This is a genomic window from Streptomyces sp. PA03-5A, assembly GCF_033792725.1.
In the GTDB taxonomy this organism is placed as follows: Bacteria; Actinomycetota; Actinomycetes; order Streptomycetales; family Streptomycetaceae; genus Actinacidiphila.
In genome coordinates this window covers 1-22,633 of sequence record NZ_JARAVL010000069.1, presented here as the reverse complement: position 1 = coordinate 22,633, position 22,633 = coordinate 1, and the positions used below count along the sequence as shown (strand labels likewise).

The following is a 22,633-nucleotide window of genomic DNA, read 5'->3' as shown; positions in this document are numbered from 1 at the left end:
CCTGGCTGTCATGTCAGGACGGCTGGGAGGGGCGACGGCAAGACTGGAACGTACGACGTGCTTCCAGCGACGCGACGGGGCGGCCGTACAGGCCGCTCGGCCTGGGGATGAGATGTACCACGCCACCAGGGAAGGCAGGGCCCTGTGCCGAGGGGCCGAGCTGGCCTTCGAGGAAGCGGGGGAGGGGCCGCTCGCCGTGTATGCGCACGGCGGTTTCGTCAGCCGCGCCGTGGAGGACCGGATGGGCCTGTTCGATTGGGGCCCGGTCCTGCATGCGGGACGGCGACTTGTCCGTTACGACGCACGGGGGCACGGACGCTCCACCGGAGCCGCGGTCGACACCGACTACACCTATGTGTCCCTCGCCGGCGACCTGCTGGACCTGCTCGACCACCTTGCTGCCCGCGAACCGGTCGCGGCCATGGGCGCCTCGATGGGATGCGGCACCGTGCTGCACGCCGCCGTCCGGGCACCGGACCGGTTCTCGCATCTGGTCCTTCTCCTCCCACCGACCGCATGGGGCACCCGGGCGGCGTACGCACGGAACAACCGGCGGATCGCCGCGAGGATCGAACGGGAAGGGGTGCAGGCATGGCCCGCCGACAAGCGGCGGCACAACCGGCCGGCAGTCGTCGCCGATGTGCCCGAACTCCCGCCGACCCCTGTTGAGTGGCTGCTCCCCGCCGTGCTGCGCGGTCTGGCGATGTCCGACCTCCCAGCGCCCCCTGCCGTCGCCGCCCTGCGCCTGCCGGTGCTGATCCTCGCGTGGGTCGACGATCCGGGCCACCCCCTGGTGACGGCGGAAACACTGCTCCATCTGATGCCGGCGGCCGACCTCCACGTGTCCCGGACCCGCCGCGACGTCCGTGCGTGGGGCGAGCGCATCGCCGCGTTCCTGACGGACCACCCGGCGTGATCGTTGCCTGTGCCCGGTGACCACCCCGAGCGGGACGTCGACCGCGGCCCGCACATTGCGGCATCAGCGCCTTCCCGCAGCGCAGCAGGTGTGCGTGCTGCCCCTCGGGCAGCCGAGGGCCATGGACAGGTCTGATCGAGACCGGGTACCCCAGAGGAGACACGCATGAAGCGCAACGAGACGCCCGAGGGGGTGGAGCGTACCGCCCCACCCCCGAAGGACCAGCAGGATCTCCAGCAGGCCCGCGGGCGCGATCCCGACACCGCGGAAAAGGGGCGGCCGGACGCCGAGGTTCCCGACGCGCCGCGCGACCTTCCGCCACAGGAACCCCCCGACTGACGATCGGACGGACCGGGGAACACGAGGTGATCCCGGACGCCGGGAGGGGGGACCCGGCGTCCGGGGCATTCACCCACCATGCGGCTGCCTCACCGCAGAATCCGGGTGCCCCGGATTCGTCGTCCCACACGCGGGTGGGGACCGTTTTCCCCGGACCTCACCGGGCAGCCGCCCGACATGACGCAATTCGGATACACGATGATGACCGAGCAGGCCGGCCCGCGGGACCTGGTGGCCCATGTGACCAGGGCCGAGGAAGCCGGCTTCGACTTCTCCGTGACCTCCGACCACTACTTCCCCTGGCTCGACGAGCAGGGCCACGCGCCGTACGCCTGGAGCGTGCTGGGAGCGGCGGCGCAGGCCACGTCGCGGATGCCGCTGATGACGTACGTGACCTGCCCGACCGTGCGGTACCACCCGGCCGTCGTCGCGCAGAAGGCGGCAACGGTGCAACTGCTGTCCGAGGGCCGGTTCCGGCTGGGGCTGGGCTCGGGCGAGAACCTCAACGAACACGTGGTAGGCGGTGGATGGCCCGCCGTGGACGTCCGCCACGAGATGCTCGCCGAGGCCGTGGAGATCATCCGGGCTCTGTTCGACGGGGGCTACGTCAACCACCGGGGGGAGCACTTCGACGTGGAGTCGGCGAAGCTGTGGGACCTGCCCGACCTTCCGCCGCCGATCGGGGTCGCCGTGTCCGGGGAGCAGTCCTGCGAACTGGCGGGACGGCTCGCCGACCTGATGATCGCCACCGAGCCCGACGCGGAACTCGTGACCGCCTTCGACGAGCACGGGGGTGCGGGCAAGCCGCGGGTGGGGCAGCTGCCGGTGTCCTACGACCCGGACCGGGACGCGGCCGTGCGCCGGGCGCACGAGCAGTTCCGCTGGTTCGGCGGCGGCTGGAAGGTCAACTCGGAGCTCCCCGGGACGGCCGCCTTCGCCTCGGCGAGCACCCACGTGCGCCCGGCGGACGTCGCGGAGTCCATCCCCTGCGGGGACGACCCGGAGGTCTTCGTGGAAGCGGTCCGCCCCTACGTACAGGCGGGGTTCACCGAGGTCGCCCTCGTCCAGGTCGGCGGTGACACCCAGATGGCCTTCCTGGACTGGGCGGAGAAGACCCTCCTGCCCGCGCTGCGCGAACTCTGAACCCCGTCACCGACGTGTCGGACCACGATCCTGCGTGCCGCGGCCGCCGTGCAGGTGCGGGCGGCGACAGGCCGCTGGGCTGTTCCGGCGGACATCCGCCGGAACGGCCCGTGGGGCGGGCTCGCGTCAGGAACGGCCGCGGCCGGTGACGAAGTCGCGTGCCCTGTCCACCAGCCCGGTCCCCGGCGCCAGGAGCTTGTTGCCGGGCGGGGTGTCCGGGGCGCTGGGGTGCGGGCGGGTCGGGGCGACCTTCTTGGCCCGGCGGACCTGGTCCCCGAGCTCGTTGAGCTGCTCGGGCGAGCATGCCTGCGCCAGGCTTGGGAAGAGCTGATGCTCCTCCTCCCTCACGTGCTCGGTGACGTCGGTGACCAGCTTCTGCACCATCCGGTCGAAACGGGAGTCGTCGACGTCGATGTCCTCCAGGTCCTTGAGGACCTGTTCGACCTCGGCGTGTTCCTGGATCTCCTTGTCGGCCAGGGCGTCCCCGCCGGGCAGGTGCTTCCGGACGGCCGGGTACAGGTACATCTCCTCGGCCACCGAGTGGCGCACCAGCTCGATGGTGACCTCGTCGAGCACGTTCCGGAGTTCCTTGTCGCCGGCGGGCAGAGCTCGCAGACGGGCGAAGTACTCCTCCACCTCGCGGTGATCGGCCGTGAGTTCTGCGATGACGTTTCCGCCGTGTCCCATCACATGGCTCCCTTCCGGGTCGGCGTGCGGTCGACGGTCTTCTTTGGGGCTGTTTCCCGGTCGCAGGCCGGGTACGCCCCCTTTGTCAGCCATCCGGACGACGATGTTCGGCCCAGGCCGCCACGGGGACTCGTGGATCGACCAGGACGTCGGCTGCGGTGCACGCCAGCGCCTGGGCCGCGGCCAGCATCACCTCCCGGGCGCGGGAGCCGTCCCCGGCGGCGGCGAACTGCGGTGTGTGGTCGGAACCGTCCGCCCCCGTGATGGCCAGGAACGGGTGGATGGTGGGCAGACTGGTGCTGACCGTGCCGACGTCCGAGGAGCCAAGGTAGACGCCCGGCAACGGCTCGCCCGCCTGGAGGCCCGCCCGGGCCAGGTGGGCGGTGAACAGTGAGGACAGGACGGCGCTGTTGCGGAAATGGTCGTAGCCGGTGTCGGCGGTGGTGGTCTCCGCTCGGGTGCCGGTGGCCCGCGCCACCCCCTGCGCGCAGTCGGCCAGGGTGTCCGCCAGCTCGTCGCGGGCGCGCGTGGTCGCCCCGCGCAGGGCGAACAGGCCCTCCGCGTCGAAGATGGCCCTCGAGTATCTCGCCGCCGGCGGCTCGATCATCAACACCAGCTCCGTGCAGGCCTACAAGCCCAGTCCTCATCTGCTGGACTACGCCATGAGAAGGCGGCGATCGTCAACTTCACCCAGGGACTGGCCCAGATGGTCGCCTCCAAGGGGATCCGGGTGAACGCGGTCGCCCCGGGGCCGGTGTGGACCCCGCTCATTCCGGCGACCCTCCCGGATACCACCGAGTTCGGGAAGCAGTCCCCGCTCGGCCGCCCCGCCCAGCCGGCCGAGATGGCCCCGGCGTACGTCTTCCTCGCCTCCCAGCGCGCCAGCTACGTCACCGCCGAGGTCGTCAACGCCACGGGCGGTACGCCACTGCCCTGAGGAGCGGCACGAGCCGCCACCGACCGGGAAGTTTGAGGAGATGCCGTGCTGATGGCCCACCCCGCCGCCTGACCGACCTGGTAGACCGCTACCGGACCCTCAGCCTGCTCAACACCGGGGACCCCGAGGTCCGCCGACGGCTCGACGACGTCGCATACACCCTCTGCGTGGCCACCGGTACCAGCGACATCGACGCCGCCCTGCTCGCCGCCCGCCTCCGCCTGCCGGGCGGCATCAGTCCTCCGCGGCCATGAGGTGGATATGGCAGCGCACCCTGCCGTCCGGCAGGTCCATCAGTGTGCCCGGTCCGCACCGCCACACCGCCGGGCCGGCTCCACGCCACTCGACCAGGTCGGGGTCGGTCGCGCGCACGTGTCGGCCCCCGGCTTCTGATGGCGGATAGACGATCACTCGGCATGTCATGGGTCCGACACGCGAATCGGCGGGACCGCCCCCGCGTGCGCTCAGCTGTCGCCGAGGGCGCGTTGGAGTTCGGCCTTGTTCATGTGGGAGCGACCGTCGACGTTGCGGCGCTTGGCCTCGGCGTAGAGCTGGTCGCGAGTGGGTCCCTGGGAACCCTTGCCGGAGCGCTGTCCGCCGCGTTTGCCCGAGGACATGTCCTCGATGGAGGAGCGGCTGGCGGTCTTGGATTCACCCGCCCGGGCGCGTTCCTTGTTGACCGTACGGGCGGCGATCTCCTTGGCCCGCTTCTCGCTCTCGCCCCGGTTCTCGGCGCTCTCCTTGATGTGCTCGTACTGCCGCTCCCGCTTGCGGCTCGACCCTGCGGGCACTCGCAACGGATTGAGCGAACCGGAGGGGCTTCGCGGCACACGATTCCCGGCGGAGCCCGACCGTCTTCCATGTCAGGGGCTATGTCAGGGGCGGCAAGGGCGCGCGCCACCGCGCCTCCTTCGCGTGCCCGGCCCCTATCTCGGCAAACACAGATCGATCGACGGGGAGCGCTTCTGCGCATGCTCCGCACCGGACGTCCGCCGCGCGGCTGAACCTGCTGCGAGGTGCGAGCGCCGGGAGCGTGCCAAGGCCGCAGGTGGGTACGCGCCCGAAGGAGCACGCGCATGCCCCGCCCGACACCGGAGGCAGATGGAGCGGGGTTAGCCAGGACGGAGACCCGGGTCATGAACGATGCCGACGCCGCCCACACGCAGGCCCGGCTGCGCCTGGCCGCCGAAGAGGGCGCGCCCGAAAAGGGCGCCGCGCACGTGGAGTCCACGGGAGGAGCCTCCCTGCCGGCGGACCACACCCAGGCCATCCTGGAGACCACCAAGCGCGTGGCGACCGTGCTGAAGGCAGCGGGCCTGCCCTTCGCGCTGACCGGTAGCGTCGCGGCCTACGCGCACGGAGTGCCCGGCAGCCTGCAGCACGACACGGACTTCTGCGTGCGCCGTGAGGACGGCGAGGCGGTACTGGCGGCACTGGCTGACGACGGCGTGCAGGCCGTCCCCGCTCCGGAGGACTGGCTGGTCAAGGCACGTGCGGGCGGCGAGGACATCGACCTGATCTTCGAGCTCGGACGCCGGCCGGTGACCACCGAACTCCTGCAGAGCGCCCCGGTGCTGCCGGTGGATTCCGTACGCATGCCCGTCCTGCCGCCTACCGAGCTGCTGAGCACCCTCCTCAGCGCTCTGACCGAGCAGCACTGCGACCTCGGCGCGCTGCTGCCCCTGGCGAGAACTCTGCGCGAGCGCATCGACTGGGACCGGATACGCGCGCACTACCATGCGGAGCCCCTGCCCGACGCCTTCCTCTACCTCCTCGAACGCCTGGGCGTCATCGCACCCAGGGAGGTGGCGTCATGACCGCCGCGGACGACTACCTCATCGAGCGACTGCGCCGCCGCCTGGCCGGTGACGAGGTGGCCGAGCTCGGCGTCCGCGTCGAGGAGCGCGGCGGCGCTGTGGTGCTGTCCGGCACCGTGTCCGACGCTATGTCCCGCGACGCGATCATGCGGATCGCCGGGGAGGTGTCCGGAGGCTCGCCCGTCGTCTGCGATCTGCGGATCACGAGCTCCGCGGCTCCCGACCACGCCGAGGACCTCCCGTGATCCGCGTGGCCGCCGTCGGAGACATCCACTTGGGCGAGGACAGCCGCGGCACCCTCCGGCCGGCCTTCGACACGCTGCCCGAGTGTGCCGACGTCCTGCTGCTCGCCGGCGATCTCACCCGGCACGGGACCGTGGAGGAGGCCGCGGTCGTCGCCGGCGAGGTCGCCGGGCTGCAGGTGCCCGTCGTGGCCGTCCTGGGCAACCACGACTACCACAGCGGACAGGAGGCGGAGGTGACAGACGTGCTCACCGCGGCGGGGGTCACCGTCCTGGAGGGAGAGGGCACGGTCGTCGACCTCGGCGGCACGCGGCTGGCCGTCGCCGGCACCAAGGGCTTCGGCGGCGGCTTCGCCGGACGGAGCGCCGGCGAGTTCGGAGAACCGGAGATGAAGGCCTTCGTCGCCCTGACGCGCCGCTGCGCGACGGGTCTGCGCACATCGCTCGAGCAACTGCCGCGGGACGAGGGCACGGTACGGGTGGCGCTCACGCACTTCTCCCCGGTGGCGGACACGCTGGCCGGGGAACCCCCGGAGATCCATCCCTTCCTCGGCAGTTACCTCCTGGCGGAGGCGATCGACGAGGGTGGCGCCGACCTGGCCGTGCACGGCCACGCGCACCGTGGTGTCGAGCGGGGCATGACGGCGGGGGGCGTACGTGTCCGCAACGTGGCGCAGCCCGTGATCGACCGGGCCTTCGCCGTCTACCGGCTGCACCCCTCGGGTGAGTCGGCGGCGGGCGATGAAGGGCGGGGGCGCTACGCCGTGTAGGGCGCGGGTGGCCGGGTAGCAGCGGGGCCTGAGGCGATGCTTCGCTTCCCGAGAAGGTGATGTGTGATGACCGGGACCACCGGACCCCGGGACCGTACGAAGGACAAGGCGACGGTCGAGGCCTTGCTGGACAGCGAGGGCCACACCTATGCCGAGGACGCCGGCATCAAGCTGAAGAACACCCCGCAGCCGCTCTACCAGGCGCTGGTGGCAGCCTGCCTGCTCAGTGCCCGGATCAAGGCGTCCGTGGCCACTGACGCGGCTCACGAGCTCTTCGCCGCGGGCATGCGCGACCCGCGCCGGATGCGCGACGCCACCTGGCAGCAGCGGGTCGACGCGCTGGGCAGGGGACACTACCGGCGCTACGACGAACGGACGGCGACGCAGCTGGGGGACGGGGCGGAGCTGCTCCTTGACCGCTACGGCGGCGACCTGCGCCGGTTGCGGGACGAGGCGGACGGCGACCCGGACGAGATCCGGCGCGCACTGCGCCAGGTTCCCGGGCTCGGGCCGGTCGGCGTGGAGATCTTCCTGCGGGAGGTGCAGGCGGTCTGGCCGGAGACGGGCCCCCTGTTCGACGACAAGGCCCTGCAGGGCGCCAAGCGGCTCGGCCTTCCGGCTCGGCCGGAAGAGCTGGCGGCCCTGGTGCCCAAGGCCGCCCACGCGGTCTTCGCGGCCGCCCTGGTGCGGGCGGCGCTCGACCGCCACGTCGTCGAAGAGGTCGCCGAGGCACAGTCCTGAGCGAGGGCTCCTAGCGGCGCGCCTCGGGGAGCTTCTCGGCGAGTTCCGTCAAGCTAGCCGCTTCCCAGTTCGCAGGCGTCATGATTTCGGGATAGTGTGCGCGCCCCCTTCGCAGCCACGCTCCCGCCAAACCGGCGCGTCGCGCGCCGTCGACGTCCCAGGGATGCACGGCCACGAGCATCGCCTCGGCAGGCCGCACGCCCGCGGTGTCCGTGGCGTGGAGGTACGCGTCCCGAGAGGGCTTCCAGCAGCGCGGCCCCGAGACGTCCAGCAGGGCGTCGAAGTGCTCCAGCAGGCCGGCGCTGTCGAGCAGCCGTTGCGTCGTGGCCTGGGAGCCATTGGTCATCGTCAGCAGCCGGTAGCCGGCGGCGTGCAGCATCTGGACGCCCTCGGGCACATCCGGGTGCACGGTGAGTGCGGCGAATCCTTCGACCAGGTGGTGGGCGGCGACCTCCGCGTCACCGGTCCAGTCGCCCAACCCGGTGAGCAGGGCACGCGCGTTTTCCGCGGCGATCTCGGAGAAGTCCGCGTACCCGCCAGCGGCCGTCAGTGCGAAACCGTCGCGGAGGATCCCGGCGAACCAGGTGGGCAGCAGGTCGGCGGACGCGCCGACGTCCGCGAAACGATCGCCTAGGGGAGTCATGTCGCTGAGCGTTTCATTCACGTCGAAGACGATCACGCCAATGCGGTTCACGGCCACGATGACGACTCCTGAGCGGTGGCTGGTGCGCTGTTTCTCCATCGTGCGACACCGTCGGTGCGCGCGCGGCCTCCGTGCGTTGCCGCCTGGGTGCGGATTGTTCAGCCTCGCATTTCTGGGCAGCACGTATATGAGGTGATAAAGATGGATGAAGGTGGGCGTAATGGATCCTCCGCCGTCATGGACGCGATGGCGCACCCCATCGACACGATGAAGTCCACGGCGCAGCGTCTGCCAGGGGCGGACACGGTCAAAGGGGCCGTCGACAACGTACTGGACACGGTCGGGGTGGTGTCGCCGAGGACGCGGCGGGTGGCCGCCTACACCGGGGCCGGGCTCTTGGGCGTTGCCGGGGTCGTCGAGTGGCCGGTCGCGGCCGCCGGCGCGGCCGCGGTGTGGCTGACGCAGCAGCGGCCGGGCGCGAAGCGGGCCCAAGCGCCGGTCCAGGACCAGGCCCAGGCGCAGGCCGCGCAGGGCACGCCGGAGATGCAGGACTCGATGATCCCGCCGGAGACGCGGATTCCGGCCGAATCCCACGCGCAGGGGCACATGTCAGCAGCGGAGACGCGCGAGTCCCCCACGGCCGAGAAGGGGCCGGCAGCGATGACCGATCCCTATGAGTTGCCTACTCCCGAGGGCGGGCCAAGCAAGGCCAAGGTCAAGGCGAAGGAAGGCAAGAAGGCGAAGGCCTCCGACACATGAGGCCGCTGGACGGGCTTGGACTGCTGATCGGGCTGCCCGCCGCGGGCCTGCGGCTTGCGGCGAGCGCGCCCACTGGCGTGGCGCGTCACGTGGTCCCTCTGGCGAACGCCGGGGCGCGCGCGGCAGTGCGCAGCGCCGTGACCGCCTCACATGGTGCGGTGCGGCTGGGGCGGGCCACCCAGCAGGCGGTCACCGCGGGCTCTTGCTGGGTTGGCGACCGCCGCCTGCACGTCCCTCTGCGGGCACGCCCCGGCGTGGCCTTGGACCGCCGGCAGGTGGAGGCGGCGGCGAAGAAGGTAGCCCGGTCGCTGGCCGAACACCCCGAGGTGCTGGCGGCGTACTGGGACGGTGGCCTCGAATCGCTGGTGGTGCAGCTGGCACAGGACGCGGTGGCCGACGCGGTGGCGGGCCGGGCGGTGGAACTCGCCGACGCCCACCAGCTGGAGCAACCCGCGGAACCCATGCTGGACCACGACCACCCCGGGCAGGCCCCGGCGGCTCGCGTACACGCCGCCGCCCTGGGCTGCGACGTGGCCGGGATCGTCACCGCGACAGCCGCGCGGGTGCTGCGCCTGCCCAGCTCCCCTCGGATGGTGACCGCGGCCGTGACGGCGCTGCGCGAGGGCTCCCGACCGCGGACCTGGCTCCAGCGCAGGCTGGGGCCACCGGCCACCGATGTGGTCCTCTCCGCCGCTTACGCCGCCGCCCACGGCTTCGGGCAGTCCCCGACGGCTCTCATGCTGGACGCAGCCCTGCGCGCGGGTCAGCTCGTCGAATCCGTCGCGCGTTCCGCGTTGTTCGACGAGGTCCACGATCGGCTGTGCGCGCCCGAACGGGAGAGTCTGCCCGCGGCCCGGGTGCGGCGGCCCCGCCTTCATGTGCTGCCGGCGCAGCAGTACGCGGACCAGGCCGTCACTGGAGGGCTTTTGGGTGCGGCTGCGACGCTGGCCTTCACGCGCAATGGCGCCGAGGCAGCCGAGGCGGTGCTCGCCGCCGCGCCGCGGGCCGCCCGCTATGGGCCCGTCACGTTCACCGCCGCCCTGGGCACCGGCCTGGCCCGTCGCAAGGTGCTCGTACGGGACCTGGAAAGGATCCGGCAGCTGGAGCTGGTCGACACGATCGTGCTGCACCACTCCGTGATCAGTGGACGCAAACGAACCCTTATGGAGGTCAGCCCCCGGGGCGACGACTGGGACCACGACCGGCTGTGGCATGCCGCCGCGGCCACGGTTCGGGACCAAGACGAGCAGCCGACGGACGGTGAATCCGGCACCGGCCGAGAGGTGCGTCTGCGGCCTGCTCCCGGCACCGCCCCCGGCACCCGCACCGGGCAGATGACCGCTCTCGACCAGGACAACCGTGAGGTGGGCACCGTCTTCGTCGGCAGGGAAGTCGACCCGCTGGCCGAGGCGGTGCTCGACGTGGCCCGCCGGGCCGGCCTGCACGTGGTCGTGGCTGACGACGGGACCCTCGGCGAGTTCGGCGCGCTCGCCGACCAACTCACCCCCGAGGACGTCACCTTGACGGACCTCGTTCGTCAACTTCGGCAGTCCCGGCGGATCGTGTTCACGGTGGCTCGGGCGGCCCCCGGTACCGGACCCGACGACGACGTGCCCACGGGACTGCTCAGCAGCGACGTGGCCGTGACCGTCGTCGATGGGAGCAGCGCCGTGCTGTGGGCCGCGGACGCGCTCGTCCTGGACGACCTGGCCGGCGTGTGGCGGCTGCTGACCGCGGTACCGGGCGCCCACACCGCAGCCCGGCACGCCAAGATCCTGGCCGAGGCCGGGGCTGCCCTGTCGGAACTGATGGTGCTCACACGCGGTTCGCGGGGACGTCGCGCCGCCTGGCGTGTGGGGCTGCGGCTGAGCCCGGTTAACGCCGCCGCGGCAGTTGCCCTCGTCGACGGCTGGCGCGGCGCCCGGCACGTACTGCACCACGACGTCCCGCGGCCCCGGCCGCGTGTGCCCTGGCATGCTCTGGAGCCCCAGGAGGTCGTCGACCGGCTGCGGGAGACGCAACGGTCGCTGCGCCATGAGACGCCCCGTGCCCGGTCGGCGGCAGGGCGCGTCCGCCAGGCCGTGGCCGCGTCACCCGTAGCCGCGCCACTGCGCCTGACGGGTCGTCTGGCCAGCGCGGTCCGTGCCGAGCTGAACGACCCCCTCACCCCCGTGCTCGCCGTCGGGGCCACCGCTTCCGCTCTGCTGGGCTCGGCTGTGGACGCCCTGTTGGTCACCGGTGCGATGGGCGTCAACGCCCTCGTCGGTGGCATCCAGCGTCTCCGCGCCGAACAGGCCTTGGCCGCACTTGCCGTGAGCCAGCGTCAGCAGGCCCGCCGGGTGGTCGACCCGGACACCGGCGACACGCGCACCGTCGAGGCCGGACGGCTCACCCCCGGAGAGATCATCGACCTCCAGACCGGCGACGTGATCCCCGCCGACGCGCGGCTGCTCGAAGCGGAGGACCTGGAGGTCGACGAGTCCTCCCTGACGGGGGAGTCCCTGCCCACCCTCAAACAGGTGGAAGCCACCCCCCGGGTCCCGGTCCCCGACCGCGACTGCATGGTCTTCCAGGGCGCGACCGTGGTGGCGGGCCACGGTCGTGCCGTGGTGGTCGACACAGGAGACGACACCGAGGCAGGCCGCGCCGCCCACCTGGCCGCCCGGATGCCGCCCGCGCCCGGAGTGCAGGCCCGCCTGCGCGAACTGACCTCGACCGTCCTGCCCCTCACCCTGGCAGGCGGAGCCGCGGTGACCGGAGTGTCGCTGCTGCGCGGCACCCCCGTGCGGCAAGCCGTGGCCGGAGGGCTGGCCGTCGCCGTCGCGGCCGTGCCCGAAGGGCTGCCTCTCACCGCCACCGTCGCCCAACTGGCCGCCGCCCGCAGGCTGACCGAGCACGGAGTGCTGGTGCGCACCCCGCGCACCCTGGAGGCACTGGGCCGGATGGACACGGTGTGCTTCGACAAGACCGGCACCCTCACCGAGAACCGGCTGCGGGTGGTCCGCACCGCCGGGTCCGACGGCCACGACCATGACGTCGAATCCTCTGAAGGCCACGCGATCCTGCGGCAGGCCGCCCGGACCTGCCCCCAGGCCGACGACGACCACGGCGTTCACGCGCACGCCACCGACGGTGCCGTCCTCGAGGCGGCGGGCGACGACCCGGAGTGGGCCCCCGGCGACACCCAGCCCTTCCAGGCCACCCGCGGCTACGCCTCGGCCACCGGTCACGACGCGGAGGACACCCCGCTGCTCGTGGTCAAGGGCGCCCCCGAGGTGGTGCTGCCCCTCTGCCCCGACGCCGACGACACGATGGAGACCGCTCGGAGGCTGGCGTCGGAGGGCTTGCGCGTCCTGGCTGTTGCGGAACACCAACTGCAGTCGGACCAGTTCGAGGGTGCACTGGAAAGTCCCCTGGAACAGCACGAGTTGATGCTCACCGGCTTCATCGCGCTGGCGGACACCCCCCGTTCCGACGCGGCACCGCTGATCTCAGGCCTCCGGAAGGCCGGCGTACGACCCGTGATGCTCACAGGTGACCACCCCGAAACCGCCAAGGCCGTGGCCGTCGCACTCGGCTGGCCCGAGGACGTCTCCGTCGTCACCGGGGACGAGCTTGCCGCCCGTGACCGCACCGGACGGGCGGAGCTTGTACGCGACTGCGGCGTCGTCGCCCGAGTCGCCCCCGAGCAGAAGCTCCAGGTCATCGAGGCCCTCAGGGAATCCGGACGAGTCGTGGGCATGGTCGGTGACGGATCCAACGACGCGGCCGCCATCAGAGCCGCCGACGTCGGCGTCGGCATAGCCGTCCGGGGCTCCGCGGCCGCGCGCAACGCCGCCGACCTGGTCATCGTCAACGACGAACTCTCCGCGCTGATCGAGGCGGTCGCCGAGGGCCGCGCCCTGTGGCACAGCGTCGCCGACGCGCTGACCGTCCTGATCGGCGGCAACGCCGGTGAGATCGGATTCTCCCTGTTCGGGACCCTGGTCTCCGGCACGTCCCCGCTGTCCACCCGGCAACTGCTGCTGGTCAACCTGCTCACGGACATGTTCCCGGCCATGGCGGTCGCCGTGACCCCCCAAGGCACTGCGGATACCAGCGCCGACACGGAACAGGGAGCGGAACGGACCGGCACCGCACCGTTGGGCCTGGGAACCCTGGGCGCACCCCTGGCCCGGCAGATCCGCCACCGCGGCATCCTCACCGCTCTGGGCGCCGCGGCCGCCTGGCTGGTCGGCACCATCACCCCTGGCAGCGCCCGGCGTACCAGCACCATGGCGCTGTGCGGAGTGGTCGGTGCCCAGCTGACGCAGACCGTGACCGGTCGCCGTCACAGCCCCATGGTGTGGCTCACGGTGCTCGGTTCCGCCGCCGCGCTCATCGCGGTCATCCAGACCCCCGGCGTGAGCCAGTTCTTCGGCTGTACCCCGCTCGGCCCCGTCGCCTGGGCCGGGGTGACCGCAGCAGTGGCCCTCGCCGCGCTCGCCCCGTACTCACCGTCCACCATCTGAGGGCCCGTTACACGGCCCGCCTGCGCCAACCGATCCAACGCCTCTGCGAGGTGGGCCATGCGGCGGCGAGCAAGGTGACGGCCCACGAGGCCGCGCCGACCCACACCAGCGGATGCTGCGTCCGTCCCGCAAGGACGAGAGGCCCGCTACGGCGAGCCCATGCTCAAAAAGGTCCGGCAGCTGATCGAGTCGGTCAACGACACCCTCAAGGGTCAGCTCGACCTGGAAGACCACGGCGGACGCAGCTTCGAGGGCGTCGCGATCCGGGTCGCCCAGCGCGTCCTGGCGATGGCCGCCGCGATCTGGCACAACAACCACACCGCAGCCCCCGTCACCCGGTCACTGATCGCCTACGACCACTGACCGGGCCACCGACGGAATCCGTTGAGCTGCGGAAACACGGCTCGGGTGGTGTGGCGTTCCCTTGTCCCTGCGTGAATGTTCCCGGTGAACTGTGGCAAAGAACCGAGCGCGGAGGGAAGCGGCAAATGCTTTGACCCGGTCCCGCCCAGCCGTGATCATGGGCCGGATGCGATTCCTTCCCGCCACCGCTGACCCCACCACCCTTGACCGTGCCGCCGCGTACCCCGCCGACGGCCCGGTTGCCGCCCTGACCGCCGAGAGGTTCAGCGGAGAGCTCGACGCCAACCGGTTCCGCCCGGAGTGGATCTGGCTTGCCGAGGACGAGGACGGGCAAGTCCTCGCCCGCGCGCTGTGGTGGGGCCGCGCCGACAGCGAGCGGCCTATAGCCCTCGACTGTCTCCAGGTCCGCTCCACAGTCGCCGATCCGGTCGCCGTCGCCACCAGGCTCCTCGACGCCGGGCATGCCGCCTTCGGCACGCGCCCGCTGTACAACCTCTCTCTCTCAGCGAACTGGAGCACCCGCCCGGAACTCACCGAGGCGGTCGCCTGGCGTCGTGAAGTGGGCTTGCGCACAGGGTTGAGCCGGGAAATTCAGCGCCTACGTTACGAATGGACTCCCGCGGCAGGACTGCCCGAAGCCGGCGGTCGGCTGGTGTTCCGCGAGGGAAGCGACCAGGAGTTCCTGGATGCCTTCATCCGGGTGTCGGCAGGCAGCCTCGACCAAGCCACCCTTGACGAGCTGCGCACCAAGGACACCAGGCAGTTGGCCGAGGAGGACATGCGGTTCTACCTCGACTGCCCGGGCGAGCGCTCCTGGTGGAGGCTCGCGGAGCTGCCCGATGGCACGCTCGCCGGTCTGGCCGTCCCGTCAGCGACCCCGTACAACCGCAACGTGGGCTATCTCGGAGTCGTACCCGAGCAGCGCGGTCAGGGGCTGATCAACGAGATCCTCGCCAAAATCACCCGTTTCCATGCAACCGAAGGCGCCGAGCGGATCACCGCGACGACGGATACGACGAATGTCCCGATGGCCGCGGCCTTCGACCGCGCCGGCTACGAGGTGACGGAGATCCGTATGGTCCTGGAGGCTCCGGGGGCCGCATGACCAGCCGCGCTCGCGTTACCTGTCAACGGAATCGGCATTCCGTCACCTCGGAGGCAGTATTTCGTCAGTGGGCCTGACCGGGCTTCGGACTTACTCGTCTAGAAGCAAGCCGGTCCGCGGCACGCCGTGCGGGTCGAGGTCCAGGTCGTAGGCTTTGGCGACGTCCTCGAACCGCCGGACGTGCTCGCGTGACCATTCAGCCAGATCGATGGCTACGTGATGCACCTCGTGCTCCGTGCGATGGCTGTCTGCGGCGGTGACGAGTTTCTCTGCCAGGTGCTCCTCGCCTTGGTGCAGCGCGAGCAGAATGTTCTTGATGCCGTTCACCGAGTCCGTCCTTACGGGTGCCCAGGGGTCCGTCGACCGTCTGGGACGCGTACGCAGCCGGACCCCCGGCCGTGGCTGGGACGTCGCCGGTTCGCGATGGAGCGGATGCGGTGGTCGTTGGCGCCGGGGCGGCCTGTCCGGCTGTGCGCTCCAGTAGTGTCACGGCCGCTGCAGCGGTCTTGAACAGCGGCTGTTTGGAGACCGGATCCCAGTCGGTCACCGTCGCCTCGTTGGCGGCGCGACCCGGAGCGCCATGATTGGGCCCGGAGAGCCCTGGAGTGTCCCAGTAGCCGTAGTGGAACGGTACGAACAGCAGGCCTGCCCGGATGCCGGTCACACGAAGCCGGCCACGCAGCGAACCGCGGGGTGTGGTGACCTTGACCAAGTCACCTTCGCCCATTCCTCGGGCCTCGGCGTCCCCGGCGGACATCTCCACCCACACGTCGGGAGCCGCGGTGTTCAACTGGAGCGCTCGCCCGGTCTTGGTCCGGGTGTGGAAGTGGTAGATCGTGCGCCCGGTGGTCAGCTGGAAGGGGAGTTCGGCGCTGGGCTCCTCGTGCGCCGGCAGGTACTCGGCTGCCTTCATGACCGCCTTGCCGTCTGGGTTGAGGGACCGGTACTCCACCACGCTGTCGGATGCACCGGTGAGCAGGTCCTTTCCGTAGCTCTCGCACTGGTCGGGGTGGGCCCAGGCGATGCCGTCGCGATACAGCCGTTCCGTGCCGTCGGGCGCTTCTTCGTTGCACGGCCACTGAATGCCGCTGCCGCCCCGCAGCTTGTCGTAGGTGAGGCCGGTGTAGTCGCAGGGGCGGCCGGCGCTGCACCGTTTCCAGGCGTCGAAGGCCGCTTCGGCGTCGTGCCAGGTGATCAGCGGACCGTCGTCCTTGTCGCGGAATTCCATGCGGGCGGCGTAGCCGAGGAAGATGTCCAAATCTGGCCTTGCCTCGCCGTGCGGGTCGACGGCCTTCTCCGACAGGTGCACGGTGCGGTCGGCGTTGGTGAACGTGCCCGTCTTCTCACCCCAGGTGGCCGCGGGCAGCACCACGTCGGCGAGCTGAGCGGTTTCCGTGAGGAACAGGTCCTGCACGACGACGAAGAGGCGTTCGTGGGCGAGTATCGAGCGGATGCGGGACAGCTCCGGCAGGGACACGGCCGGGTTCGTGCCGCTGATCCAGAGCATGGCGATCGAGCCCTGCTCGGCGTAGCGGAACATTTGCATCGCATGGGTCGGCGGGGCGTAGTGGGGGATCGAGGCGGGTTCGACGTTCCACAGCTTTGCCAGGTCGGAGACATGGGCCTCGTTTTCCCAGTTCCGGAAGCCGGGTAGGTCGCCGTTGGCTCCGCATTCGCGCGTGTTCTCCGCAGTGGGCTGTCCGTTCATCTGCAGCACCCCGGCCCCGGGCCGTCCGAGCATGCCGCGAATCAGGTGCAGGTTGTTGACCTGTACGGCGGCCGCCGTGGCTTGGTGCGACTGATAGAACCCCTGCAGCACGGTCGACGTCAGCCGGTCCGCGTGGCCCAGGAGCTCCGCTGCCTCAACGATGCGTGCCGCAGGGAGGTCACAGATCTCAGCGGCCCACCTCGCAGTGCGGTCTCGTACCCGCTTCGCCAGTTCCTCATAGCCGACGGTGTGCGCGGCGATGTAGTCGTGGGCGACGCGATCTGTGCGGATGATTTCGTGTAGCAGGGCGTTCATCAGCGCCACGTTCGTGCCTATGCGCGGCGCGAGATGAACGGCGGACCGGGAGGCGGCTGGAGTGGGGCGGGGGTCGACGCACACCAGGCGTGGTGGGCCGGTGCCTTCGAGTCGATCCAGGATGCGCATCCATTGCACCGGCTGGGTTTCGGCGATGTTGTGGCCGAACAGGGCGATGACGTCAGCGTGGTCGAAATCGTCGTAACACGATCCATCGCGGCATCCCAGTCGCACTCCACGAGCTGGCCCTCGCGGCGGATCAGCGGGCGGGTCAGCCGGTCGGGGCTGCCATTGGCCTGCCAGCCGAAGAGATCTTTCTGACCGAGCCGGCCGCGGTTCACTCGGTCAATGGCACGACCGCGTACGCCACGATGCGGCCACCAGCGACGGCGATCTCCATGGCGTCGCCGTCAGAGTGCAGGATCGAGGCAGTTTGCACCCACCGCTCCACCCTGCCCGGCTCGATGCCCTCGGCCAGGTACGCATCTACTCGCGTGGGCCACGTCTCGGCCCGGCCGTAGGGCGTTCGGCTGCCCCTCGGGTGCGCGATCCGATCCACTGATGGCTGCATCCGCGCCTCCTGCTGTAGGTGCCTCCCAACCAGACCCCATCGCGTACCCCGGAGGCTTCCCTACTCATCCCCTCGCCAGAGGCCCATCAATGAACCACCCTGGGCCTCCCCCTACCCGCGGGGACTCAAGGCACGCCATGGAGCGCTCTTGGCCCCGTCTCACGCTGCCCTTTTTCGATTTCTCGTCTCTTCCCGCGGTTGCGGGAGGATTCTGGGCACCTGCCCACCCGCGACGCGCCTATGTCTGCGGTCAGAGATGCTTGAGCATCGCGTCAAAGGCATGGGCCCGTCACTGGCCCGGACCTCGTGGTTCACTGACACGACCAGCCGGGCGGACCCTCCCCACGCTACGCCGCCCGCGGTGACAGTGCCCTCGCCCCGGGCGGTCATGCAAGGAGCGTCAATCGGACTTCGGTCCTGAGCGCACGATGGACGGAAGTCTGCCCCGGCCCGTCGACGCATTTGAGGTCCACGAGGCCTTTGTGCTGGTGATCAGACGGGTGCGTTCTCCTCCGGGCACCCCTAGCCCGGTGCTCGTAGAGTTGTACTCATGCCGGACCTAACGCTCGTGCAAATCGAGGGGATCGTCCGCGAAGCGCACGCGCACCAGATGGACAAGTCGGGGCGGCCCTATGTGGAACATGTCGAGGCCGTGGTCGACGGAGTCAGGGAGCGGGGCGGCTCCGACGAGCAGATTGCCGCCGCTTGGCTGCATGACACGATCGAAGACGAGAAGCTCTCACGAGAGTGGCTTGTCCTTGCGGAGCTTCCCCAGCATGTGAAGGACTTGGTTGACGCCATGACCAAGCGACCGGGGGAGAGCGACGAATCGTACGCGTGCCGAATCCTTGCCGTGCCGGGCGCTCGCCTCATTAAGGAAGCCGACCTCGCGCATAACGCAGACCCCGCCAGGCTCGCCCTGATCGACGAACCCACCCGGCGCCAGCTCAACGAGAAGTACGCGAGGCTGAGGCGGCTGCTCGGCCTGACAGCGGGCGACGCATAACGCCAACGGAGGCCTCACTGCTCCGCCCTCCCTCTGCGCGAACCGTTTGATGATGCCGCATGACTGAGTGGGTAGCCACGCTGCTACGGATGGTCTGCGGGCAACCCAATGCCGACGCCATCCAGGCCCAGATGCGGCCCGCCCCGGGGTGGCTTGGGAACGAAGTTTTCCGAGGCACCCGAGCATCTGGATGCCGTCCAGCACCGTCTGCTGGCCTTCACTGCCTTCCTTCGCGAGATCTGGCGGCAGGTTTGACCAGCAGCAACACCCTGTCGAGCTCCGATGTGCACCAACTCGCCCATCGGTCGGCGACGCGAAGTATCGCGCCTGCGATGGAGCAAAGTAGGGCACGCGCCCTGCGCAGAGATCAACCGGCGGAGGAGCCAGCGGACAGCCTGGGTAGGATCTCGGCGCGGTAGAAGTCGAAGAACTGCTTCTGATCGGGGCCGATCTGGTTCACGTAGACCTCGTCGAAGCCGGCCTGAGAATACGCCCTGATCGCGGCGACGTGGTTGTCGGTAGTGTCGCCGCAGACGATGGCGTCTGCGATCATGTCCTCGGTGACGAGGGTGGCGGCCTGCTCGAAATGCTCCGGGGTGGGGAGAATCTGGGCCAGCTCGCCCGGAAGTTGCTCGTTGGGCCACAGCCGGTGCACGGTCTTCACCGCGCGCGCTCGGTCGGTGTCCCAGCACACCTTCAGTCCGCCGATGACCGGCTTGTTTCCGGCCCCGGCCCGCCGGAACTGCTCCACCAGCGCTGCATCGGGTTTCATTGTGACGAAGCCGTCCCCGATACGGCCGGCCAGCGCGGCGGCTTCGGGCCCGAAGCCGGAGATGTACAACGGAGCCGGTTCGGCGGGAATGGTGTAGAGGCGGGCGTTCTGCACTGTGTAGTGGGTGCCGTGGTGCGTAACGCGCTCTCCAGTGGAGAGCTTCCTGATGATCTGCACGGCCTCTTCGAGCATCTGCAGGCGCTCAGCGGCCTCAGGCCAAGCGTCGCCGAGAATGTGCTCGTTGAGTGCTTCACCGCTTCCCAGACCGAAGCGGAAGCGGCCCTCGGTGAGCACGGCCGCTGTCGCGGCGGCCTGGGCGTTGATCGCTGGATGAACACGCACCGTGGGACAGGTCACCAAAGTGGTGATCGGCAGCGACGTCACCTGGGACAACGCTCCGATCATGGACCAGACGAACGAACTCTCGCCCTGCTCGTCATTCCAAGGATGGAAGTGGTCTGAGATGGCCAGCGCCTGGAAACCGGCCTGCTCGGCCATGCGTGCCTGGTCAAGCAGTTCCGCGGGGGCGAACTCCTCCGAGGACAGGAAGTATCCGTAGGCGGTCATAGCGTTTCCTTCTTACAAGGTTGATGATCAGGCGAAGAGCGATTCGGCGCTCAAATGGCTCCTCGATCTGTGCAGCAGCTCTACGTGGCCCCTGGGCCACATTGGGAAATCGCCGTCAACGACCTTGCCTGGCTGTAGGGGCTCCGGGGGAGAGCGCTTGCGGCAAGGCACTTTAGCTGGCTGGCATCTCAGCCGGCGTCGCTGAGGAACCGCGGGCGGAAGCACGGCCCGCATCGCCAAGCTAGGCACTTTCCATGGCAACGTCCGTATTCCCATCATGCGCGTTTCTGGCGCGCTGGCGCGCTGGCGCGCTGTGAGCGGGGGCCGGTGGGCACGGCGGCGCTGAGGTAAGGGACTGGGGTTTTGGTGCCGGGCGAAGCGGGACCGCCGTCGAGTGTTCCGGAGGGAATGGGCCGCTCAGGGTGGGATCAGCTGGGCGGATACTGGGGCGGCGCGAAGGCCTCGGGCCAGATGAGCGGCGTTGACTGCGGAGGAATGAGGCAGGCTGCTCCAGCAGCGATCCGGGACAGTGGCCATGAGCGTCCCCGGGGCTGGAAACACGACCTCCACCTGGAACAACCCAAAATCCTGCAAACGGTGTGCTCGCAGAGCGTGGCGCGGGTGGGAGGTGGGCCACGCAGCGGCGTCCTCGATCTTGCGGAGCTTGTGCCCGTGCTCTTGTCGGGAGTCTTGTGGCTGGTCCAGCCACGTGGCGGGCACGGCAGGCCATGTCGTTGCCGGGTGGCGGCTACCGGACGGCCGGGGCGCGAGGGTTGCCGCTGCCCTATGTCCACGGCGTCATCGGTGCCGAACTCAGTCGACGCGCAATGACAGCGGCGTACCCCGGACCGGAGGGAAGTTCCCGTTAGCCGCACCTTCTGATGTGTCACTTCTTGTCGCGCAACAGCTTGGCGATGAGCGCCAGCGAGCCCATCATCACGATGATCGTGATGAGAACCCACAGGGGAGACCCGTCGGGCCATTCTTTGTAAGCCATATCTATTCGATCTTGCATTTCGCCTCACCGTGTGGTCGCGGAGGGTAGCCGGGGAGGTTTCGACCTCCGAGTGGTGCCCCGGGGAAGGGTTGCTCCGACTCCTCGCCTACCCGTGAACTCCTCACCCAGGCGCGTCCGCTGTGTTTGCCGGCTTTCCTGCCGCACCCGTGAGTTGACGGCGATCACCAGCCGAAGGCACTCACCTCTCGATCGGCGGGAACTGCGACGGTCTTGGAAGGGGGCGCGTGGGTGTGCGACCGCTGTGGTCGGGGAAGCGGTGGCCCCGGGCCCGATGTGCGCCCCGTTGATCCCGGCGACCCTCCCGGACACCACCGAATTCGGAAAGCAGTCGCCGCTCGGCCGCCCTGCCCAGGCGTACGTCTTCCTCGCCTCCCCGCGCCAGCTATATCACCGCGGAGGTCGTCAACGCCACGGGCGGTACTCCGCTGCCCTGAGGAGCGGCATGTGCCGCCACCGACCGGGAAGGCGGTGGATCAACGACCGCCTTCGAGCTTCGCTTGAGGAGACGCCATGCCTTTTCCAACCTCGTGGTGAGGGTGGCTGGTTCGTCGCGGAGGTCTGTACAGCGCAGCGAAGCTCCTGGTAGACGGGTTCACGACCAAGATCACCCGTTGTCTTCCAGGAGCTTCCGTGCTTGTCTACCCGTCCGGGATCGACCTGTCCAATTCGACCCTGCGGTTCCTCGCCCGTCACCTGCGTCAGCGCCGCCATGAGATCGGTAGCCGGTGGCGACGCCTGCCAGCGGGACGCCAGGCACTCCTCACCCTCGCGCACCTGCGATGCGGCGACAGCTATAGCCGGCTCGCCGCGGCGTTCAACGTCGGCATCGCCACCGTCTACCGCTACATCCGCGAAGCTGTCGAAGTCCTGGCCGCCCTCGCCCCAACGCTTGAACAAGCCGTCAGCACCGCGGCGACGAAAGCGTTCGTGATCCTGGACGGCACCCTGCTGCCGATCGACCGCATCGCCGCCGACCGCCCCTTCTACTCCGGCAAGCACAAGAAGCACGGCATGAACGTGCAGGTCATCACCGACCCCTTCGGCCGCCTGCTCAGGGCATCGCCCGCACTGCCCGGAGCGGTCCACGACATCAAGGCCGCCCGCACCCACGGCATCCCCGCCGCACTGACCCAAGCGGGCGTCCGCTGCTGGGCGGACAAGGCGTACCAAGGAGCAGGCGGCACCGTCCGCGTCCCCTACCGCGGCCGCTGGGAGGAACTCTCCGCAGGCCAACGAGCCGTCAACGCCTCCCACGCCAAGGTCCGCGCGCTCGGCGAGCAGGCCATGGCCACTCTCAAGACGTGGCGCCTCCTGCGCAAACTCCGTTGCAGTACGACCCGCGTCACCACCATCGTCAAGGCCGTCCTCGCCCTGCAACTCGCAGCGCACTGACGAGACCGGAACCAACAACGCAGAAAGGACCCCAGCATCGTGCCTGACGTCAAAGTCACCTACGACAAGACCGTGAACGCGGCGTACATATACTTCACCGACCCGCAGGTCAGTGTGAGATCAGCACATACCTATCCCTGCGATCCGATCGATGTCGACGGCATGATCAACCTCGACTTCGACGAGCAGGGCCGCCTCATCGGTATCGAGGTCCTAGTGTCCTGAGTCGTTGATTCGGTTCAGATATCCGGCGAGGCGTTCGAAGATTTCGTCTGCGGTTTTCGTCCAGACGAAGGGCTTGGGGTCGTCGT

The 22,633-nt window shown here is 69.9% G+C and carries 19 protein-coding genes and 6 pseudogenes; 18 read left to right on the top strand and 7 right to left on the bottom strand.

The genetic code is table 11. The features are described 5' to 3' along the window. Positions 1–112: 112 nt before the first annotated feature. From PV410_RS43495 to PV410_RS43485, 3 genes are all read left to right on the top strand, one after another. Positions 113–916, top strand: coding sequence for an alpha/beta fold hydrolase (locus PV410_RS43495; protein WP_500332210.1), 804 nt, complete (start codon positions 113–115; stop codon positions 914–916). A 165-nt stretch (positions 917–1,081) separates the two neighbouring features. Then, the gene (locus PV410_RS43490) at positions 1,082–1,255 is read left to right on the top strand and encodes a hypothetical protein (protein WP_500332209.1); all 174 of its coding nucleotides are present in this window, start codon (positions 1,082–1,084) and stop codon (positions 1,253–1,255) included. A gap of 177 nt (positions 1,256–1,432) precedes the next feature. Next, positions 1,433–2,398, top strand: a complete 966-nt coding sequence (locus PV410_RS43485; protein ID WP_500332208.1) for an LLM class F420-dependent oxidoreductase — start codon at positions 1,433–1,435, stop codon at positions 2,396–2,398. 126 nt (positions 2,399–2,524) lie between these two features. Here the strand turns inward: PV410_RS43485 and PV410_RS43480 are convergent, their stop codons facing one another. Continuing rightward, positions 2,525–3,085 (bottom strand): hemerythrin domain-containing protein, encoded by a 561-nt coding sequence (locus PV410_RS43480; protein WP_500332207.1) that lies wholly within the window; start codon positions 3,083–3,085, stop codon positions 2,525–2,527. Positions 3,086–3,170: 85 nt separating this feature from the next. Then, positions 3,171–3,692 carry a zinc-binding metallopeptidase family protein gene (locus PV410_RS43475; protein ID WP_500332206.1) on the bottom strand — a complete coding sequence of 174 codons (522 nt, stop codon included), beginning with the start codon at positions 3,690–3,692 and terminating at the stop codon, positions 3,171–3,173. Between PV410_RS43475 and PV410_RS43470 the strand changes: the two are divergent. Next, positions 3,667–4,022 (top strand): annotated as a pseudogene (locus PV410_RS43470) (SDR family oxidoreductase); the annotation flags it as partial. The gene PV410_RS43475 and the pseudogene PV410_RS43470 overlap by 26 nt on opposite strands. A 45-nt stretch (positions 4,023–4,067) precedes the next feature. Next, positions 4,068–4,276, top strand: a pseudogene (locus tag PV410_RS43465) (DUF5133 domain-containing protein). On the opposite strand, the gene PV410_RS43460 reads toward PV410_RS43465, so the two are convergent. After that, on the bottom strand, positions 4,257–4,394 hold the full coding sequence (locus tag PV410_RS43460; protein ID WP_500332216.1) for a hypothetical protein: 138 nt from the start codon (positions 4,392–4,394) through the stop codon (positions 4,257–4,259). The pseudogene PV410_RS43465 and the gene PV410_RS43460 overlap by 20 nt on opposite strands. 92 nt (positions 4,395–4,486) lie before the next feature. Then, entirely contained in the window at positions 4,487–4,813 is a 327-nt protein-coding gene (locus PV410_RS43455; RefSeq protein WP_500323967.1) for a plasmid stabilization protein, read from the bottom strand. Between the two features lie 345 nt (positions 4,814–5,158). On the opposite strand from PV410_RS43455, the gene PV410_RS43450 reads away from it, so the two are divergent. The 4 genes from PV410_RS43450 (at position 5,159) to PV410_RS43435 (ending at position 7,592) form a co-directional block, all read left to right on the top strand. Further along, positions 5,159–5,839 (top strand): nucleotidyltransferase family protein, encoded by a 681-nt coding sequence (locus PV410_RS43450; protein ID WP_500332205.1) that lies wholly within the window; start codon positions 5,159–5,161, stop codon positions 5,837–5,839. Next, positions 5,836–6,084 carry a BON domain-containing protein gene (locus PV410_RS43445; RefSeq protein ID WP_500332204.1) on the top strand — a complete coding sequence of 83 codons (249 nt, stop codon included), beginning with the start codon at positions 5,836–5,838 and terminating at the stop codon, positions 6,082–6,084. Before PV410_RS43450 ends, PV410_RS43445 begins: the two co-directional genes overlap by 4 nt. After that, positions 6,081–6,851, top strand: a complete 771-nt coding sequence (locus PV410_RS43440) for a metallophosphoesterase family protein (protein ID WP_500332203.1) — start codon at positions 6,081–6,083, stop codon at positions 6,849–6,851. Before PV410_RS43445 ends, PV410_RS43440 begins: the two co-directional genes overlap by 4 nt. A 66-nt stretch (positions 6,852–6,917) precedes the next feature. Continuing rightward, the gene (locus tag PV410_RS43435; protein WP_500332202.1) at positions 6,918–7,592 is read left to right on the top strand and encodes an HhH-GDP family DNA glycosylase; all 675 of its coding nucleotides are present in this window, start codon (positions 6,918–6,920) and stop codon (positions 7,590–7,592) included. A 10-nt stretch (positions 7,593–7,602) separates the two neighbouring features. On the opposite strand, the gene PV410_RS43430 is transcribed toward PV410_RS43435, so the two are convergent. After that, the gene (locus PV410_RS43430; RefSeq protein ID WP_500332201.1) at positions 7,603–8,334 is read right to left on the bottom strand and encodes a haloacid dehalogenase type II; all 732 of its coding nucleotides are present in this window, start codon (positions 8,332–8,334) and stop codon (positions 7,603–7,605) included. A 138-nt stretch (positions 8,335–8,472) separates the two neighbouring features. On the opposite strand from PV410_RS43430, the gene PV410_RS43425 reads away from it, so the two are divergent. From PV410_RS43425 to PV410_RS43410, 4 genes and pseudogenes are all read left to right on the top strand, one after another. Beyond that, the gene (locus tag PV410_RS43425; RefSeq protein WP_500332200.1) at positions 8,473–8,994 is read left to right on the top strand and encodes a hypothetical protein; all 522 of its coding nucleotides are present in this window, start codon (positions 8,473–8,475) and stop codon (positions 8,992–8,994) included. Next, positions 8,991–13,505, top strand: coding sequence for a cation-translocating P-type ATPase (locus PV410_RS43420; RefSeq protein WP_500332199.1), 4,515 nt, complete (start codon positions 8,991–8,993; stop codon positions 13,503–13,505). The genes PV410_RS43425 and PV410_RS43420 overlap by 4 nt, the downstream gene beginning before the upstream one ends. Positions 13,506–13,617: 112 nt before the next feature. Continuing rightward, positions 13,618–13,868, top strand: a pseudogene (locus PV410_RS43415) (IS982 family transposase); the annotation flags it as partial. 166 nt (positions 13,869–14,034) lie between these two features. Further along, complete coding sequence (locus PV410_RS43410; protein WP_500332198.1) at positions 14,035–14,973, top strand: GNAT family N-acetyltransferase; 939 nt, start codon at positions 14,035–14,037, stop codon at positions 14,971–14,973. A 361-nt stretch (positions 14,974–15,334) separates the two neighbouring features. On the opposite strand, the pseudogene PV410_RS43405 reads toward PV410_RS43410, so the two are convergent. Next, positions 15,335–17,567, bottom strand: a pseudogene (locus PV410_RS43405) (molybdopterin oxidoreductase family protein); the annotation flags it as partial. A 550-nt stretch (positions 17,568–18,117) separates the two neighbouring features. On the opposite strand from PV410_RS43405, the gene PV410_RS43400 reads away from it, so the two are divergent. Then, the gene (locus PV410_RS43400; protein ID WP_500332197.1) at positions 18,118–18,573 is read left to right on the top strand and encodes an HD domain-containing protein; all 456 of its coding nucleotides are present in this window, start codon (positions 18,118–18,120) and stop codon (positions 18,571–18,573) included. Positions 18,574–18,641: 68 nt separating this feature from the next. After that, a pseudogene (locus PV410_RS43395) lies at positions 18,642–18,825 on the top strand (transposase); the annotation flags it as partial. 115 nt (positions 18,826–18,940) lie between these two features. Here PV410_RS43395 and PV410_RS43390 read toward each other — a convergent pair. Further along, on the bottom strand, positions 18,941–19,912 hold the full coding sequence (locus tag PV410_RS43390) for a TIGR03557 family F420-dependent LLM class oxidoreductase (RefSeq protein WP_500332196.1): 972 nt from the start codon (positions 19,910–19,912) through the stop codon (positions 18,941–18,943). A gap of 1,271 nt (positions 19,913–21,183) precedes the next feature. Here PV410_RS43390 and PV410_RS43385 point away from each other — a divergent pair. From PV410_RS43385 to PV410_RS43375, 3 genes and pseudogenes are all read left to right on the top strand, one after another. Continuing rightward, a pseudogene (locus PV410_RS43385) lies at positions 21,184–21,364 on the top strand (NAD(P)-dependent dehydrogenase); the annotation flags it as partial. Between the two features lie 196 nt (positions 21,365–21,560). Further along, positions 21,561–22,322 carry a transposase family protein gene (locus tag PV410_RS43380; RefSeq protein ID WP_500332195.1) on the top strand — a complete coding sequence of 254 codons (762 nt, stop codon included), beginning with the start codon at positions 21,561–21,563 and terminating at the stop codon, positions 22,320–22,322. A gap of 39 nt (positions 22,323–22,361) precedes the next feature. After that, positions 22,362–22,547 carry a DUF2283 domain-containing protein gene (locus tag PV410_RS43375; RefSeq protein WP_500332194.1) on the top strand — a complete coding sequence of 62 codons (186 nt, stop codon included), beginning with the start codon at positions 22,362–22,364 and terminating at the stop codon, positions 22,545–22,547. The last annotated feature ends 86 nt before the right edge of the window (positions 22,548–22,633 follow it).